Genomic DNA, 17,031 nt, shown 5'->3' on the forward strand with positions numbered 1-17,031 from the left:
TGGCAGGTCAGTACTTATGCTTAATGATATTTGCCAGACGTATAAAGGACGGGAGCATATCGCTATCTTTGATACTGGCAAATCCAACTAATAACCCTTTGGATTTGTGTTGATTAAAGTAATAGCGGGACAACGGCCTGACTAAAATACCTTCTGCATTCGCCTGTTTTGCAATCTGCATATCATCTGCGTCAGGCGGGAGTTGAATAATCAGATGCAGTCCGGCATTGCTGTTGAAATAGCCCAGATACTCTTCACCCAAATGTTGCTTAATGAGCTCAACCAGCTGGTTGCGACGTTTGCTATATAGCTGGCGCATTTTGCGAATATGCGCGGCGTAATATCCTTCTTTGATAAATTCAGCAAGGGCTGCCTGAATGACCTGATGGCCGCTACGGTATAGCTCGTTATGCACCTTTTTCAGCGGGGCGGCTAAGGGTTTGGGCAACACCACGTAACCCAGTCGTAGTGCGGGATAGAGAGTTTTACTGAAGGTGCCGATGTAAATAACCGGGCTGTCTTCTTCAAGGCCCTGTAGAGAAGGAATGGGCTGGCCTGAAAAACGAAACTCGCTGTCATAATCGTCTTCTACAATCCAGCTGTGGAACTCCCGTGCCTGGGAAAGTAATAACTGGCGGCGCGGTAAACTCATTACTGAGCCCAGTGGATATTGATGTGATGGGGTGACGAAAATCAATTTCGGCTTTTCAACCGGAGATGTTTGAGGAACCAGCCCCTGGTCATCGACGTCAAGCGCTGAAATACTCACGGCGTTCATGCGTAAGATATTTTTAATTCCCCAATAACCGGGTTCTTCAATCCATGCATGGTCACCTGGGTTACACAACGTGCGGGTGACTAAATCCAGTGCCTGATGAATACCTTCGGTTATCAATATTTGATCGGTTGAGCATTTTACACCGCGCGCGGTACGTAGATAATCTGATAGCGCCGCCTTTAAATCTTCCAGTCCTCCTACCGCGTCATAAGTCAGAAACTCGGGATTCAAACGCCTGGAAATACGGTCATAAATCTTCTTAAAAGTCCGGTGCGGGAAGCTGTTTACATCGGGCACGCCAGGAATAAAATCCCCCCACTGCGCAGGGCTGGCACTGGCGTTCTCAAGTATTTCAAGGCCGCGAACAGACAGGCTGGAGCGGTCTTCAGGCTGGGCGGTTTGGGTTGTTCTGGCAACTTGCGTATTGAGGTTATCAAGCACACTTTCGGTGACAAAAGTGCCGCTGCTGGTGCGCGTCGAGATATATCCTTCAGCCTGCAACTGCTCATAGACCCGTAAAACCGTATTACGCGACAACACCAGCTCGCTGGCCAAATCCCGCGAAGGAGGCATTCGCGTGGCTGGACGTAGGCTCCCCTCAAGAATGCAATTACATATCGCAACATAAAGTTTCTTATGAAGTTTCTCGGCAGGTGTCTGACTAAATGCCTGCTTAATCACATCTACGGCAAGTGAACGCATTTGGATCCTAATAATAAAACGATTTGGCACTCGATTCAGGTACCAGATACTGTCTAAATGGATCTCGTAATTCAACCTGTAAATCTATTTTGTGTGCGAGGGATAAAAAAATGAGTAATAACGAACTCCATCAACGTCGTCTGGCAGCTACTCCGCGTGGGGTAGGTGTAATGTGTAATTTCTTTGCCCAGACGGCAGAAAATAGCACCATCACGGATGTAGAAGGTAAGCAATATATCGATTTTGCAGCAGGCATCGCCGTGTTGAACACTGGCCATCGCCACCCACGCCTGGTGCAAGCCATTGAGCAGCAACTCCATTCCTTTACGCATACCGCTTTTCAGATTGTCCCTTACGAAAGTTATGTGTCACTGGCGGAAAAAATTAACAAAGTGGCGCCGATTTTTGGGCCAAAGAAAACGACATTTTTCACCACCGGCGCTGAAGCTGTTGAGAACGCGGTGAAAATCGCCCGTGCCCATACTGGCCGCCCTGGCGTGATTGCCTTTAGCGGTGGGTTCCATGGTCGTACGTACATGACAATGGCGTTAACCGGCAAAGTGGCTCCCTATAAAATTGGTTTCGGGCCATTCCCAGGCTCCATTTACCATGTGCCGTACCCGTCAGAGCTAAACGGTACTTCGACTGTTGATGCGGTGAAAGCCATTGAGCGCCTATTCAAGTCTGATATCGAAGCGACCCAGGTTGCCGCGATTATCTTTGAACCAGTGCAGGGCGAGGGCGGTTTTAATGTAGCGCCTCCTGAATTTGTGGCTGCCATTCGCAAGATTTGTAATACCCATGGCATCGTGATGATTGCTGATGAAGTGCAAAGCGGGTTTGCCCGTACGGGTAAAATGTTTGCCATGGATCATTACGAGCATCAACCTGACCTTATGACTATGGCGAAAAGTCTGGCAGGCGGCATGCCACTATCAGGTGTGGTGGGAAGAGCGGAAATCATGGATGCGCCAGCGCCTGGCGGACTGGGCGGTACTTACGCAGGTAACCCGCTCGCGATTGCTTCGGCTCATGCGGTGCTGGATGTGATTGCGGAAGAAAAGTTGTGCCAACGCGCGCAAACATTAGGTGAACGTCTGACGAAAACGTTACTTGATATTAAAGAAAGTTGTCCGGCATTGGCTGAAATTCGCGGGTTGGGTTCGATGATTGCCGCTGAATTTTATGACCCGGCAACGGGTGAACCTTCTGCTGCTATTGCCCAGCAGATTCAAAAACAAGCTTTAGAGCAGGGGTTACTGCTACTGACCTGCGGCCAAAATGGCAACGTGATTCGTTTCCTCTACCCGCTTACTATTCCGGATGCTCAGTTTGACCAGGCATTAAATATTATTAAGAACGCGACGCAATTGTGAGACTACAGATGATTGAATTAAACAATGCAGACTTGCTGCTAACGACTTGTCCGCTTGATGGAGAGTGGAGTCATGCACTGTCTGGTAAAACAGCTCCAGTTTTGAACGCTGCGACAGGTGAGAAGATCGCTGAGGTTCCTTTTATGGGGCAGGCAGAAACTCAGCAGGCAATTACTGCGGCTGAAGTCGCGCAAAAAGAGTGGAAAAAACAGACTGCGGCAAGTCGGGCCAAAATCCTGCACAGCTGGGTGAACCTGATTCACGAAAATAGCGAAGATCTCGCCCGATTGATAACCCTCGAAGGCGGCAAACCGCTTGCTGAGGCGAGAGGTGAAATTAACTATGCTGCTTCGTTTATTACCTGGTTTGCTGAAGAGGCCAAAAGAGTGGATGGCGTCTTGTTACAGCCTACCAGCGCCGACCAGCGTTTTATCGTCTCCAAACAGCCAATTGGCGTTTGTGCAGCCATTACGCCATGGAACTTCCCGGCGGCGATGATTACCCGCAAAGTAGCACCGGCATTAGCCGCGGGTTGTGCCATTATCGTCAAACCGGCCGAGCAAACACCATTAACCGCACTGGCATTGGCAAAACTGGCTGAAACAGCGGGACTTCCAACGGGGTTGTTGCAGGTCATCACTGGAGATGCAAAAGAGATTGGTGGCGAGCTTTGCCGCAATGCTACGGTTCGTAAACTCAGCTTCACGGGTTCAACCGAGACTGGGCGCTTATTGATGGCGCAATGTGCGCCAACGATTAAGAAACTGTCGCTGGAACTGGGGGGTAACGCACCGGTTATCATTTTCGATGATGCTGATATCGATCTCGCGGTTAAAGGCATTATGGCGTCCAAATTCCGCAATAGCGGCCAGACCTGCGTTTGCGCTAACCGTATCTACGTACAAAGCGGTATTTATCAGGCGCTGAGCGTTGAGTTGGTCAAAGCAGTTGAGGCGCTGAAAGTCGGTAACGGCATGGATGATGGGGTCACTCAGGGGCCGCTGATTAACGCTAAAGCGATAGAGAAGGTTGAGCTTCACATTAGCGATGCTTTAGATAAAGGGGCTACGTTGTTAACAGGCGGGCAAAAACATGCATCAGGTGGGAATTTCTTCTCGCCAACGGTCGTGGCAAATGTCACGCAAGAAATGCGCTTTGCCAGAGAAGAGACATTCGGCCCGGTTGCGCCGCTATTTAAATTTGAAACTGATGAAGAGGCTGTGAATTACGCCAATGACACGGAATTTGGCCTGGCAGCTTATATCTTCACCCGTGATGCGAAGCGCCAGTGGCAAATTCCGGAAGCACTGGAATATGGCATGGTAGGCGTCAATACCGGGCTGATTTCCAATGAAGTTGCGCCCTTTGGCGGGATTAAGCAATCAGGCCTTGGCCGCGAGGGTTCCCGCTTCGGAATTGATGAATACTTAGAGATGAAATACGTCTGCGTGAAACTCTAAACCCTTCAAACTTCGCGCCGCAGCCTTGCTGCAACACAAATTATTTCGCACCTCAGGTCGGATTAGCGCAAGCGACATCCGACTTTTCCTCTGATCTGTTCACTCCCGATTGACCCCAAAAACTGCCCATCTGCGAATGTTGCAATCACGCTCACGATCTTAACAATTATGTGACATTAAGCGTATACATATAACATATTATGTTTTATAAAATACGAACACTGCCTGCCCTTATGCCACATAAAGAGAAAAGATATGGAACAGACGACAGACAAAGAAAATCTGCAACATCAGCCAGTTAAAGGCGAGCAATTCAACCGCTCGATAGGGCTGATGTCTAACTTCGCGCTAGGATTTACCTATCTATCACCGTTGACAGCGGTTTACTCGCTGTTTGCGCTGGCGGTAACGCTTGCCGGGCCACCGGCAATCTGGTGGATTCTTATCGTGGCTTGCGGCCAACTGCTGGTGGCACTGGTATTCGGTGAAGTGGCATCTCAATACCCCATTACCGGCGGGTTGTACCCATGGGCAAGAAGGTTATGGGGGAAAAAATATGCATGGATTGCAGCATGGATTTACCTTTGGGCTTTAGTCGTCACGATTACTTCAATCGCTGAATACACCTCCACCTTTGTTGCGTCGTTATTTCACTACGCAACCAGCGCAGGTAACATGATGCTCACATCAGTCGTGTTGCTGTTGATAATGATGGGCGTGAATATGTCCGGGACGAAAAATTTAGCCCGTGTCGCCAAAATTGGTTTCTGGTGTGAAATTGTCAGCGTCATTGCGTTAGGTATCTATCTGTTAATATTCCACCGTTCACAACCATTCTCTGTGGTATTCGACTCGATGGGTGTTCTGGCATCTGATGGTAATTACACCACTGCGTTTATGTCTGCATCACTGATGGGTTTGTTTATGTTCTTTGGCTTTGAAGCCTGCGGTAACGTAGCTGAAGAGGTTAAAAATCCAGGTAAGAAGATTCCAGTCGCCATGATTCTGAGTATTGTCTTCGGCGCTATTTCCGCGGTGATTTCGATTCTGGGTTATCTGCTGTCTTCCCCGGACTTGATTAATATTGTTAACGGTAAAATCGCTGACCCAATCCCAACGATTCTGAACCAGGCGCTGGGTGAGACAGGTGCAACCATCTTTATTGTGGTCGCTATTATCGCCATGCTCTCTTGTATTCTGTCACTGCAGGCTGCTTTGAGCCGTCTGATATTCTCCTTCTCCCGCGATAAGATGCTGCCGGGTAGCGAGTGGATGTCCAAAATCTCTAAACATAGCGTGCCGGATAACGCCATGATTGTGAGTTGTTTATTACCCGTGATTATCTGTGTCTGGGTCTATTTCCAGCCGGATAGTCTGGCGCGTATCACGGCCTTCGCGGTTATTGGAATCTATATTTCATTCCAGATGGTCGTGTTGGCAGCGCTGCGCCAACGCCTGAAAGGCTGGAAGCCAGCAGGTGAATGGACTGTGGGTTCATGGGGGGTAATTGTAAACGTTCTGGCATTAGCCTATGGTCTGTGCGGTATTTGGTTGCTGGCACAACCGGCCGCAGGCGAAAGCTTTGTTGACCGTTGGACGGTATTAGTCGGGCTGGCGATTGTCATTGTTTCAGGCCTGCTTTACATGTTTATCACTAAGCCGTTTGGCCGTTCGAACGCACCAGAAAACGATGCGATTGAATATGCGCGAAAACTAAACACTGAGCAGAGTTGATATTTAATTTTTGTAGGGTGGATTAATGCTAATCCACCCTACATTTATTTAGCCTGATACAAATTAAAGTAATCGTTCTCAAAAACAATCTTCGCAACACTGGTATCGAGCAAATCACCCACCCGGAAGCGAGGATGCGATGAAAAGACAATCCGGCTGTCTTTATTGGTAAGAATAACTTTATTATCGGCAGCGAAAGGTAATAACTCATCCTCAACACGACTGACCAATAAATCTATTGCAGCCACCCCTAAGAATTGCTTATTAAAATAAACCGGTACGGCACTGGTGATGGTGTAAGAAGTATTACAGATATAGTCGACGTAGGGGCCATGAATAAACGCATTACCGACAGCGGGAGCTTGCTTAAACCATTCAAAGGTTCTGAAATCCAGACGCTGTTGCGTGGCCTGATCCAAATCAAGATTCACCTGCTTTACACCATCCGCTTTCTTATACCACCACTCAAGTAGCCAAAACTCTTTATTACTTCCTGAGCCTTCGATATGGCTGGCAAAGCCTGCGCCAGAGCAGTAAACATTACTGTTTAAGGTCGCTTTAATGTGATCCTGAATGGTTTTTCTGACGGAGGGCTCAAGCAAATGCTCCAGATTAACATCCTCAATTTCTGCCAGCGAAGTTTCAATATTGCGGGCAAGCAAACCGGTAGATTCGATGGTGGAGTTAATGATGCTATCAATTTTTTGGGTAAGGGCATGGAGTGTTGTTGTTAATAGCATATTTATGCCTATTTTTATAGTTTGTCAGTTTGCACTGTATTTCAATTTATTTTCTATCAGATAGAAAGTAAACGTATCGATTAGCTTTTTGGCGATGTTAACTGACTCGGATTCATTATGTGAAGACAGTGTGTTAATTAACGTGGTGTATAGCTCAACAATCTCACGGTGGATATTTTCTGAACGGAACAAAATAGCCACCAGTGACGACCATTCGGATTGCAAAATTAGCTCCTGGTTAGCGAGGCGCGCTGACTGAGAACAGGCGGCTATGGCTAACAAACAACGCATATCAGCCTGAGTGCGTGCTTCAGGTGATGTTGCCAAATTGAGCACTTCTACAAATTCACGCAGGCGAGTGATATCTGCGTTGGTCATACGACGTGATGCCAGACGTGTGCTGTGGCTAATAATAGCGCAATGCATTTCACCTAAATCCGACAAATAATCGGTACTCAGGGTCTTAAATGGATTAAGGGTATTACTGAATTCCCAGACCTGCTCACAAACAAAACTGCCGCCATTACGCCCACGCACGGTGTGAATTAAGTTGTTGGCGCGCAGCGTATTTAGCGCTTCACGAATGGTGATGTGTGAAACCCCCATCATTTTAGCGAGGTCGGCTTCGTTCGGTAATTGCTCATTTGCCTCAAGCAACCCGGTAATAATGGCATTAGAAAGACGCTGAACTATCTGATCGGAACGGCTGGCCTGGCCTATTGGCGCGAATATCACCGCATGAGTAATCATAATTTTCCCTGGTGAGATAATCCTTTAAATAATCCACAGAACATAGCATACAACCCCTTGTTAATGAAGGAAGGCTTAAGTGTTCATGCTGGTTCACTTCAACCGGTGTCGCCTGGTTGAACCCATCCATAGCGCTTGATACTTGCTGCGCAATTGCACATTAAAATATCACGTCGAAATGGGATGTATATCATATTGTTAGTAAAATGTTATTGAACTCGCGCCGTATAAAACATATTACATAATATAGTTTATGTTTTAATGAGCGGAGAGCGTGATGAACATCCTGAAGCATTTTATCAATGGGCAATATGTCGCAGGTTCAGAGGATAACCTCTTTGAACTGGTAAGCCCGGTCAACGGAGAGACCTACGCGCTGTCGCCAAGTGCTGGCCGTAGCGAAGTAGAACAGGCTTATAGCGCCGCGAAAAGCGCGTTTGCCGTCTGGAAACATTCCACACCATCCCAAAGACAGCTGGCACTGTTAAAACTGGCCGACGCGATTGAACACAATGTGGACCGACTCGCGCAAGCGCAAAGTCAGGAAACAGGGCAGTTACGCCACTTTATTGAAAAGGAAGAGATCGCCGCATCCTGCGATGCACTGCGTTTCTTTGCGGGTGCGGCGCGATGTCTTGAAGGCAAAGCCTCATACGAATATACCCCCGGTTTAACTTCAACGATTCGCCGTGAGCCGTTAGGGATTGTCGGCCAGGTCACGCCGTGGAACTACCCGTTTATGATGGCGGTGTGGAAAATTGCTCCGGCGTTGGCTGCGGGGAACACCGTGGTGCTTAAACCTAGCGATACAACGCCTATCAGTACCTTAATTCTGGCGGAACTTGCTGCCCCCATTTTCCCACAGGGCGCGTTTAACGTGCTGCTTGGCAAAGCAGAAACCGGCTCGCTGGTGGTATCAAGCCCTGAGGCATCGTTGGTGTCCATTACCGGCTCGGTTCGTGCAGGTTTACAGGTAGCGGCATCTGCTGCGGCAAACCTCACCAAAGCTCACCTCGAACTTGGCGGCAAAGCACCGGTTATCGTTTTTGCCGATGCCGACATTAATAAAGCGGTAGATATCATCACCACCGCAGGCTTCTTCAACGCAGGCCAGGATTGCACATCGGCGACGCGTATTTTGATTGAAGATTCCATTTATGAATCATTCCTCGAGAAGCTGGTAAGCAAAACTCGCGAAATCAAATTCGGTGTGCCTGAAGATAAGGATGCGTTGTACGGTGCACTTAACAGTCGCAATCAGTTAGAGCAGGTTAAAGGCTTTATTAGCCGATTACCGGCGCACGCCAAAATCGAAACCGGTGGTAAGCCTGGTGCAGGCCCTGGTTTTTATTTTGAACCGACGATTATTTCCGGGCTTGAACAACGCGACGAGGCGATTCAGCACGAAGTCTTTGGCCCGGTGATGACCGTGCAGAAATTCTCCTCAGAAGAAGAGGCGTTGGATAAGGCCAACGACGTGGAATATGGCCTGGCATCCAGCATCTGGACCAGCAATCACGGCCGCGCGCAACGTTTCAGTATGCGTCTTGATTTTGGCACGGTGTGGATTAACAACCATATCCCTCTGTGCGCTGAAATGCCTCACGGCGGTTTCAAGAAATCCGGTTACGGGAAAGACTTGTCATCGTATTCGCTCGATGAGTACACCCGTGTGAAACACATCATGTGCGATACCTCTGATTCTTAATATTAAGGTGATGAAATGAAAGCAATAAAAATTGCCGTGCTCTCCTTTGCTCTATTCTCAAATCTGGCGTTGGCGGATGTCTCTCCGTTAACGGTGGTTAAAGATTATATGTCTGCATGGAACGCCCATGATTCGGCAAAAGCTGCACAATATTTAGCCTCAGACGTGGTTTATTACGATGCAGCAAATGGCACGCCGGTTAACGGGAAGGCAAATGCAGAAAAAGACGTGATAGGCGCTTTTATTAAAGCCGTGCCGGACCTGACATGGAAAATGACCAGCAAGCCAGTCTATGACCACGACACCATCGCTTTCCGCTGGGAGTTTAGCGGCAAAAATAGCGGTGAGTGGGCTGGCAGTCCGGCAACGAACAACCCGATTAAATTTGAAGGCGTCAGTTACATCACCGTTAATAACGGGAAAATTACATGGCAAGGCGATTATTACGACTCTAAGAAATTGGATGAAGAACTAAAACCACAGGCTAAATAAGTAAGGTCTTTTATGTCCATAACCAGACGTGATTTTCTCAACGGAGTTGCCATCACTATTGCTGCAGGGTTAACACCTCTTGACCTTGCCAAAGCTGCCGGTAATGCCCGTGCGGTTATCGGGGAGGATTATTATCCACCCCAACTTACCGGGTTACGTGGTAACCATCCCGGCTCATTCGAGATGGCGCACGCAATTGGCCGTGACCATGAAAAATTCAGTACTGACCACCTTCCGATTGAAGAAGAGTACGATCTGGTTATTGTCGGCGGCGGGTTAAGTGGCCTTGCGGCAGCCAGTTTCTGGCACGACCTGATGGGTAAAGAGAGCAAAGTGCTGGTGCTTGATAACCATGATGATTTTGGCGGCCATGCAAAGCGCAATGAGTTTAACGCCGGCGGAAAAAAAATTATTGGCTACGGTGGTAGCGAGGCCTTTCAGTCGCCAACGCGTAACTTTAGCCCGGTGGTAAATGGCCTGATGTCTACGGTTGGCGTCAGTGTTGAACGTATGAAGCAGAGTTTTGAGGTCAATTTTTACCCGGACTTAAATCTGAGCCGTGGGGTTTTCTTCGATAAAAAGAACTTCGGTGAGACGAAAATTGTCAGCGGTGATCCTGGGCGCGCAGTAGCCGATGATATTCCGCCAGACAGACTCAATGGCCGCAGCCTTGAGGCATTTATCAATGATTTCCCGTTAAGTGAGAGCGACCGCAAAGCGATTCTGGATTTGTACGTCAATCCGCAGGATTACCTGAAAGGGATGTCGGTAGACGAGAAAACCGAATGGATGGACACCCACAGCTACCGGGATTTCCTGGTGGAAAAAGTGGGTCTGAGCAAAATGGCCATCATGTATTTCCAACAACGCACCAATGACTTCTTTGCTATCGGCATCGAAGGCGTGAGTTGTGGTGATGCGCGGACCTGCGCATTGCCGGGAATGGACAAGATGGGCTTGCCTCCACTTGATGAAGAGTCCCTTGCCGATCTGGAAGAGCCGTATGTCTATCACTTACCTGATGGCAATGCGGGTCTTGCGCGTTTGATAGTCAGGCACCTGGTGCCCGAAGCGCTACCTGGCAACACAATGGAAGACTCCATCACCTCAAGGCTGAATTATCAAAAACTTGATCACAAAGACAACAGCACCCGCATTCGCCTGAGCAGCATTGTGATTAATGCGGCCAATACCGATGATGGCGTGGTTGTGACCTACGTTAACGACGGCAAAGCACATCGCGTCAAAGGGCGTAAGGCCATCATGGCGGGCTATAACATGATGATCCCGTATCTGGTGCCTGAAACCCCGGAAGAGCAAAAGGCTGACTTGCGCCTGAACGTCAAAGCGCCGCTGGTATACACCAATGTGGTGGTCAAGAACTGGCATGCATTTACCAAACTCGGTATCCACGAATTCTATTCACCTGCGGCCCCTTACAGCCGCGTGAAGCTCGACTATCCGGTGAGCATGGGAAGTTATCACCACCCGCAAAATCCGGATGAACCTATGTGCCTGCACATGGTTTATGTGCCCACATACCCGGGCAGCAAAATGAGTGCCCGCGAGCAGTTCCGTCAGGGGCGAGCTTATTTGCTCGGCACCACTTTTGATGCACATGAAAAGATGATCCGCGAACAGCTTCAGGAAATGCTTGGGCAGACCGGGTTTGACCATGAACGGGATATCACTGCGATCACCGTGAACCGCTGGGCTCACGGTTACGCTTATTACGCCAGCGCGTTGTTCGATGACATGGATAAGATGCCGGAAATTATTGAACGGGCGCGTAAGCCTATCGGGCGAATAGCGATTGCTAACTCTGATTCAGACTGGGACGCCTATGCGCATACTGCGATTGACCAGGCATGGCGCGCGGTCAATGAACTCAAGGCGATGGGATGAGCTGACATGAAACAGACTTTATTAGCTATCGGATGCATTTTATATACTGGTCATGCAGCGGCCATCTCCGCAGGTGAATACATGGCAAAGGTTTCGGACTGTGTGGCTTGCCATACCGCTGAAGGTGGCAAACCGATGGCGGGAGGGAAAGTATTTGCCACGCCGCTTGGGAATATTTACGCCACCAACATTACGCCAGATAAAACCTCCGGCATTGGTCAGTACTCTTATGAAGATTTTGAGAAGGCCGTAAGGCAGGGCATTGCGAAAGATGGTCATCCACTCTATCCCGCAATGCCTTATCCATCGTATGCCAGAATGTCCGATAAGGATATTCACGATCTTTATGACTATTTCATGAAAGAGGTTCCCGCCGCTGATGTGAAAAATAAAGAGAATGATATTCCCTGGTTACTCTCAGCCAGATGGCCGCTGCATATCTGGAATTGGTTATATGTTGAGGATGCTCATCCCGATAATAGATCGCTAAAAACTACGGCGCAGGATAAAGAATTACTGGCCCGTGGTGCTTATTTGGTTGAAGGTCCAGGCCATTGTGGTGCCTGTCATACGCCAAGAGGCGTATCAATGCAGGAAAAAGCCTATGATGGGAACAGCGATATTTATCTTAGTGGTGCAACGATTGATGGCTGGTATGCACCATCACTACGAAATATCTCGATGTCATCTGAGGAATTAAAAGATCTCCTGCAGATGGGAAGAAGCCAGCATGGGGCAATATCAGGGCCAATGAGTGAAGTCGTTACGCAAAGTACGCAATATCTTACCGATGGTGATTTAGAGGCGATTTCATTTTATTTGCTGAACTTCAATCACAAAAACTCAACGCCGGTTGCTAAAGATGGTTCAATCAGTTATTCACCGACGGATGGGAAAACACTGTACTCGATGTATTGCTCGACCTGCCATGGTGATGACGGTAAAGGGAAAGATTTTACCGTACCTTCTTTAGTCAATAACTCCATAGTCATGGCGAAAGATCCTGCATCACTGATCTCGGTTATTTATCAAGGTGCGCAAACACCGCAAACCAAGGGTAATATTTCCTTCAGAATGCCAGCATATAAAGATTCAATGTCGGCTGATGAAATAACTAATGTGGTTAATTATGTGAGAGGGAATTGGGGGAATGGTGCACCACCAATGAGTAAGGATGATGTTACGAAATATAAAAAAGCACAGCAATAACTATCTATTGCCAGAATGGATAAACTGTTCGCTTATCCATTCTGGCAACCAGAACACTATAGCAACCAAATATTAACGAATCACCCTCCGGCCCTTAACCAATAGCAGGGAAGATATTGACATCTACATCAGTTAAAGTTTTATTTATGGATAATTCTTTAATATCACTGGCTTGTGTGTCATCTTTGGCGTGCATAAGGTTGTGTGGCTCACCATCGATGATGGCAGGGTTCAAGGTATTGGGTGTATAGGCTATAGATTGGCATTTTTATGAAAAAGTATTTATCGCTGTTTTTTATTATTTGCGCATTGCCAGCATTTTGCATTCATGCCGATGATAGCCTTACGAATATAAAAAAGAATCATCAAATAACATTAAGCTATTCTTATAATGATTTCCCTTTTTCATATGCAGACAATGGCCAGCCAATTGGCATGGCGATTGATATATGCCGTGATGTTGTAGACCAGTTAGAAAAAGAGTTAAACATTCCTCATATTAAGATTAATTGGGTTGGGGAAAAGCAGAGTGTTACTTTACAAAAAGTAAAGCAGCATACTGTTGATATGACATGTTCAGCTATTACCCGCACGCATGCCCGCCTTAAAATTTATAATTTCTCTGTTCCCTATTTTATTACCTCTACCGCGTTGCTTTCTAAGAAAAGTGAATCTGTTCAGGACGTAAGCCAGTTGCGTGGTAAAACCATTGTGGCTATTTCTGGTGATTCCGCCATTGAACGAATTAATAAACTGAATCGTAAACTGGATTATTCGCTTCTGATGGTGACACAGCCAGATCTGGCATCGGCGTTAGAACTCCTTAAGTCTAAAACCGTTAAGATGTTAGCAACCGATGAGGTTTTACTCGCCGCGTTTAAAGCCAGTGATCCTGAAGGTTACGCCATCAGTCATGTTGATTTGGATGATATGGATGTTTATGGCTTAATGATGGCTAAAGACTCTGTTCAGTTAACGAGTCTGGTTAATAAATCATTAGGCGAAATCATCAACAGTGGTAAATACATAGAGCTGTATAACAAATGGTTTATGTCTCCGGTCCCTCCATTACAGCAAAATTTGCATATGCCGATGAGTAAAGTATTACAGCACTATGTGAAAGCAAGCGCGCCAGGCGCGACTTACCGCGCGTTGTCACCTGAGTAGCTGTAGTGTTCGCAGCCTAAATATTAAGTTGTGAGAAACAAAAAATAACCTGCAGAAAGAGTGAGCCAGGGGCCAAAGGCTACTGGCTGGTTTAGCTTTTGGCGTTTTACTACATGCATAATAACCGCCGCCAATAAGCCACTAATAGCCGCAATCATGACTAATTGTGGCAAAACTTCCCATCCTAGCCAGGCACCAATAGCCGCCAATAATTTAGCATCGCCACCGCCAAGTGCGGCTTTCCCGGTCAATTTCGCAAAAATGACCGACAAAAAGGCAAACGCCAGATAACCGCAGATAGCACCCGCCACGGCATCCTGTAGCGAGGCAAAACAACCGTTAAAATTGACCAGTAAACCACACCAGATTAAGGGTAGGGTCAGGACATCGGGTAATAACATCGTCCGCGCGTCAATAATGGCAAGTGTTAATAATACGGAGATAAAAAATAAACTCGCCGCAAGCTGTAATCCTGGCGGCCATAGCACGCCTGCAAAGATAAATAACACCGCGCAGGTTAATTCGACCAGCGGGTATCGCGCGGAAATGGGTTGCTGGCAGCAACGGCTTTTCCCGCGCAACAGGCACCAACTCAAGACCGGAATCAAATCACGGCGTAATATCGGATGCTGGCAACAACAACATGTTGAAAGTGGCCAGCACAAATTATAGGTCGGCCGGGAAGGGGCTGGGATATTGAGGGTAAGCAAGGCCTCATCCTGCCATTGGTCGGTGAGCATTTTCGGTAAACGCCAGGTCACGACATTTAAAAAACTACCAATCAGCAACCCCAGAACACCCAACATTGCACTCCAGGCCATGGGGTAGAAAGAAGCCAACTCAAGTAACATCATCACATTCACCAGTCCGACAGAGCCGTTACGCGGAACGTTTGCCCTTCAAACGAGAAAATACTGTCATCAGGTTCAATTTTCATCAGTTTTACTCCCGCACCTACAGCGGCTCCTTCGTGGTAATCGTTGCCGTTAAGATTGATAACGCTTTTACCTGTTTCACTGGAATACACGTGGGCGTTGTATTTGATGGAGGGCATTCGCCGCCGCGCATCTTCGGATAACTGCTCAAGGCCTGGATAGGTATCGTCATCCGCCATTTTTTCATCCGACACGGCGCTGCCCGGTTCTTCAACCTCTGATGATTCTTCCTCTGGAATTGCTTCCGATTCTTCCTCTGGTTCCGCAGGCACAGGTTGTGTCTTAAACGCCAGCGTGTTGCTGACAATACGCCAGGGGAGTGGGGCCTGGTGAGGGACTTCAACTCTTTTGACCGTGGGCAGATTATGCAGGCTGTACCAGCCGTAGCAGGCCGCAGCCCCTGAGAATGCCGCAAAGGTTAGCCCTGAACACCAGGTTAAAATCAGAAACCCTTTGGCTGACAACCTCGAGTGTGGTTTGAGAGTGAGTGACAGGTTCATGGTTTCTCCTGCTCTGTTGTCTTGTTTGCCGTCTGGTCACGGGCAGGAATGGTGCCGTCAAGGGTGGGAATATCCATGCCTGGCTGGTTGCTCAGACGCAATAGTGTTTGCTCTCCTGCAATCCCATCAGCAGGCAGATGCTGCAATTTTTGATATGCGAGGATCCCCGCCTGAATTTTCGCACTCTTTTCACTCACCGGCGTTTTCAATGCTGTCGTAAGTCTTTGGGCTAGCCACTCTATATCTTCTGCCGGACTATGATTGGTCACATGAGTCGCGCCGCTGGCAGGCATTTGCCAGATTAACGTGGCATCTTTTTGAAAGCGCTGATTAAGCCAGTCCAGTGAAACCTCCCATTCCTGGTTGGCGAAAAGAAGTGATGCCTTACTACCGTTAACGTGGCTGAGCACCGCAAACCAATGGCCATAAGTCTTATCTTTAAGATGCACGACGGCGGGATAATTCAGGGAAACTAACTCACTTAACTTGCCAAAAGTGCGAAAACAGCGCAGCCCTGTGGGGGATATTGTCTCGCATGGCGATAGCTCATCCGCACTGTCATAACCCCATGTTGCGCTCAACAACGAAAATGCAGCGCTCTGATTACGGGCCTTATTCACAGACGCTGCAAACGACGCCTGAACCTTTGGATCCGGGGCAATACTCACCGGAATGTTAACAGTGCGTACTTCCGGTTGCGGCAACCATCCCCACTGTTTCCAGACAAACCCACCAACAACAAACGCAAACATGCAGCCTGCGATAAGGCTGATAATTCCGGGCATTCCACCAATATCTACCCGCCCTGTGACCTTGTGAGCAGCCTGCACGGCATGCGAGGAGGTTATGCGCCAGCGTCTTTCCACAGCGGCATCCACTAACATTTGTTCACAAAGCCGATTGATAATGCGTGGAATCCCTTTACTGATACGGGTAATGACACTGATGGCACCGCGCGAAAAGATAGGGTGCAAACAGCCCGCTTTTTGCAGGCGAAACCGCACTGCCGCATCCACATCTTCTGTTGACAGCGGTGTGAGGAAATAGCGTGCTGTCACACGCTGCTTTACCTGAACCAGGCGCGAACCGTTAAGGTTATCTTCGAGTTCCGGTTGGCCAATAAGTACAATCGACAGCAATTTTTTGTCGTCAGTTTCAATATTGGTCAATGCGCCTAGTGCTTCAAGCTGGGCCTCGGTGAGATGCTGTGCTTCATCAATGAGCAGTACCGCTTGCTTTCGGCCCCGGTGGTTATGACGTAAAAAGGTCTCCAGATCGGTTTCATCGGGCAAATGAAACGCACGGCAAATTTGCGTCGTGAGAGCTGCTGGGGAATTTAACGGCGCAATCAAATATGCCGTTTCGGTTTCCACGCCCGCATGCAGACAGATATGGCGGGTCAGGGTGGTTTTCCCGGTGCCGGGTGAACCCACAAGAGTCATAAAACCGCCTGATGCAACGGTGCGATGCAGCAGATTCAACGCTTCCCGATGCACCGGGCCAAGATAGAGATAATCGGGATCGGGTGAAAGCGTAAAGGGTGCCGCATTCAGCGCGAAAAAATCCTGGTACATG

14 protein-coding genes are annotated in these 17,031 nt (G+C 48.1%); 8 read left to right on the forward strand and 6 right to left on the reverse strand.

Annotated features, from left to right (window positions below):
• Window positions 1-7: 7 nt before the first annotated feature.
• Complete coding sequence (pdxR, locus tag IX31_RS01080) at window positions 8-1,480, reverse strand: MocR-like pyridoxine biosynthesis transcription factor PdxR (protein WP_034455284.1); 1,473 nt, start codon at window positions 1,478-1,480, stop codon at window positions 8-10.
• A gap of 110 nt (window positions 1,481-1,590) precedes the next feature.
• On the opposite strand from pdxR, the gene puuE reads away from it, so the two are divergent.
• The 3 genes from puuE to IX31_RS01095 all read left to right on the forward strand — a co-directional run bounded on the left by puuE (window position 1,591) and on the right by IX31_RS01095 (window position 6,050).
• Window positions 1,591-2,856: a 4-aminobutyrate transaminase gene (puuE, locus tag IX31_RS01085; protein WP_034455286.1), complete on the forward strand. Its 1,266-nt coding sequence runs from the start codon at window positions 1,591-1,593 to the stop codon at window positions 2,854-2,856.
• Between the two features lie 11 nt (window positions 2,857-2,867).
• Window positions 2,868-4,316: an NAD-dependent succinate-semialdehyde dehydrogenase gene (locus tag IX31_RS01090; protein WP_034457031.1), complete on the forward strand. Its 1,449-nt coding sequence runs from the start codon at window positions 2,868-2,870 to the stop codon at window positions 4,314-4,316.
• A 255-nt stretch (window positions 4,317-4,571) separates the two neighbouring features.
• The gene (locus IX31_RS01095; protein WP_034455288.1) at window positions 4,572-6,050 is read left to right on the forward strand and encodes an APC family permease; all 1,479 of its coding nucleotides are present in this window, start codon (window positions 4,572-4,574) and stop codon (window positions 6,048-6,050) included.
• A 44-nt stretch (window positions 6,051-6,094) separates the two neighbouring features.
• On the opposite strand, the gene IX31_RS01100 is transcribed toward IX31_RS01095, so the two are convergent.
• The gene (locus IX31_RS01100; RefSeq protein ID WP_034455290.1) at window positions 6,095-6,790 is read right to left on the reverse strand and encodes a cache domain-containing protein; all 696 of its coding nucleotides are present in this window, start codon (window positions 6,788-6,790) and stop codon (window positions 6,095-6,097) included.
• 24 nt (window positions 6,791-6,814) lie between these two features.
• Entirely contained in the window at window positions 6,815-7,540 is a 726-nt protein-coding gene (locus tag IX31_RS01105; RefSeq protein ID WP_034455292.1) for a FadR/GntR family transcriptional regulator, read from the reverse strand.
• 277 nt (window positions 7,541-7,817) lie between these two features.
• Here IX31_RS01105 and IX31_RS01110 point away from each other — a divergent pair, with 277 nt between their 5' ends.
• The 5 genes from IX31_RS01110 to IX31_RS01130 all read left to right on the forward strand — a co-directional run bounded on the left by IX31_RS01110 (window position 7,818) and on the right by IX31_RS01130 (window position 14,021).
• Window positions 7,818-9,248, forward strand: coding sequence for a gamma-aminobutyraldehyde dehydrogenase (locus IX31_RS01110; RefSeq protein ID WP_034455293.1), 1,431 nt, complete (start codon window positions 7,818-7,820; stop codon window positions 9,246-9,248).
• A 15-nt stretch (window positions 9,249-9,263) separates the two neighbouring features.
• Window positions 9,264-9,740, forward strand: coding sequence for an ester cyclase (locus IX31_RS01115; RefSeq protein ID WP_034455295.1), 477 nt, complete (start codon window positions 9,264-9,266; stop codon window positions 9,738-9,740).
• A gap of 12 nt (window positions 9,741-9,752) precedes the next feature.
• Window positions 9,753-11,645 (forward strand): NAD(P)/FAD-dependent oxidoreductase, encoded by a 1,893-nt coding sequence (locus IX31_RS01120; protein WP_034455297.1) that lies wholly within the window; start codon window positions 9,753-9,755, stop codon window positions 11,643-11,645.
• A gap of 6 nt (window positions 11,646-11,651) precedes the next feature.
• On the forward strand, window positions 11,652-12,854 hold the full coding sequence (locus tag IX31_RS01125; RefSeq protein WP_034455299.1) for a cytochrome c: 1,203 nt from the start codon (window positions 11,652-11,654) through the stop codon (window positions 12,852-12,854).
• 270 nt (window positions 12,855-13,124) lie between these two features.
• The gene (locus IX31_RS01130) at window positions 13,125-14,021 is read left to right on the forward strand and encodes a transporter substrate-binding domain-containing protein (protein WP_034455301.1); all 897 of its coding nucleotides are present in this window, start codon (window positions 13,125-13,127) and stop codon (window positions 14,019-14,021) included.
• Between the two features lie 23 nt (window positions 14,022-14,044).
• On the opposite strand, the gene IX31_RS01135 is transcribed toward IX31_RS01130, so the two are convergent.
• The 3 genes from IX31_RS01135 to IX31_RS01145 are packed head-to-tail and all read right to left on the reverse strand — an operon-like array spanning window position 14,045 to window position 17,030.
• Window positions 14,045-14,875 (reverse strand): prepilin peptidase, encoded by an 831-nt coding sequence (locus IX31_RS01135; protein WP_034455302.1) that lies wholly within the window; start codon window positions 14,873-14,875, stop codon window positions 14,045-14,047.
• 5 nt (window positions 14,876-14,880) lie between these two features.
• Window positions 14,881-15,456 (reverse strand): general secretion pathway protein GspB, encoded by a 576-nt coding sequence (locus IX31_RS01140; RefSeq protein ID WP_034455304.1) that lies wholly within the window; start codon window positions 15,454-15,456, stop codon window positions 14,881-14,883.
• The gene (locus IX31_RS01145) at window positions 15,453-17,030 is read right to left on the reverse strand and encodes an ExeA family protein (RefSeq protein ID WP_034455306.1); all 1,578 of its coding nucleotides are present in this window, start codon (window positions 17,028-17,030) and stop codon (window positions 15,453-15,455) included. Before IX31_RS01145 ends, IX31_RS01140 begins: the two co-directional genes overlap by 4 nt.
• Window position 17,031: the final 1 nt, after the last annotated feature.

The organism is Buttiauxella noackiae (assembly GCF_000737905.1).
Classification (GTDB): Bacteria; Pseudomonadota; Gammaproteobacteria; order Enterobacterales; family Enterobacteriaceae; genus Buttiauxella; species Buttiauxella noackiae.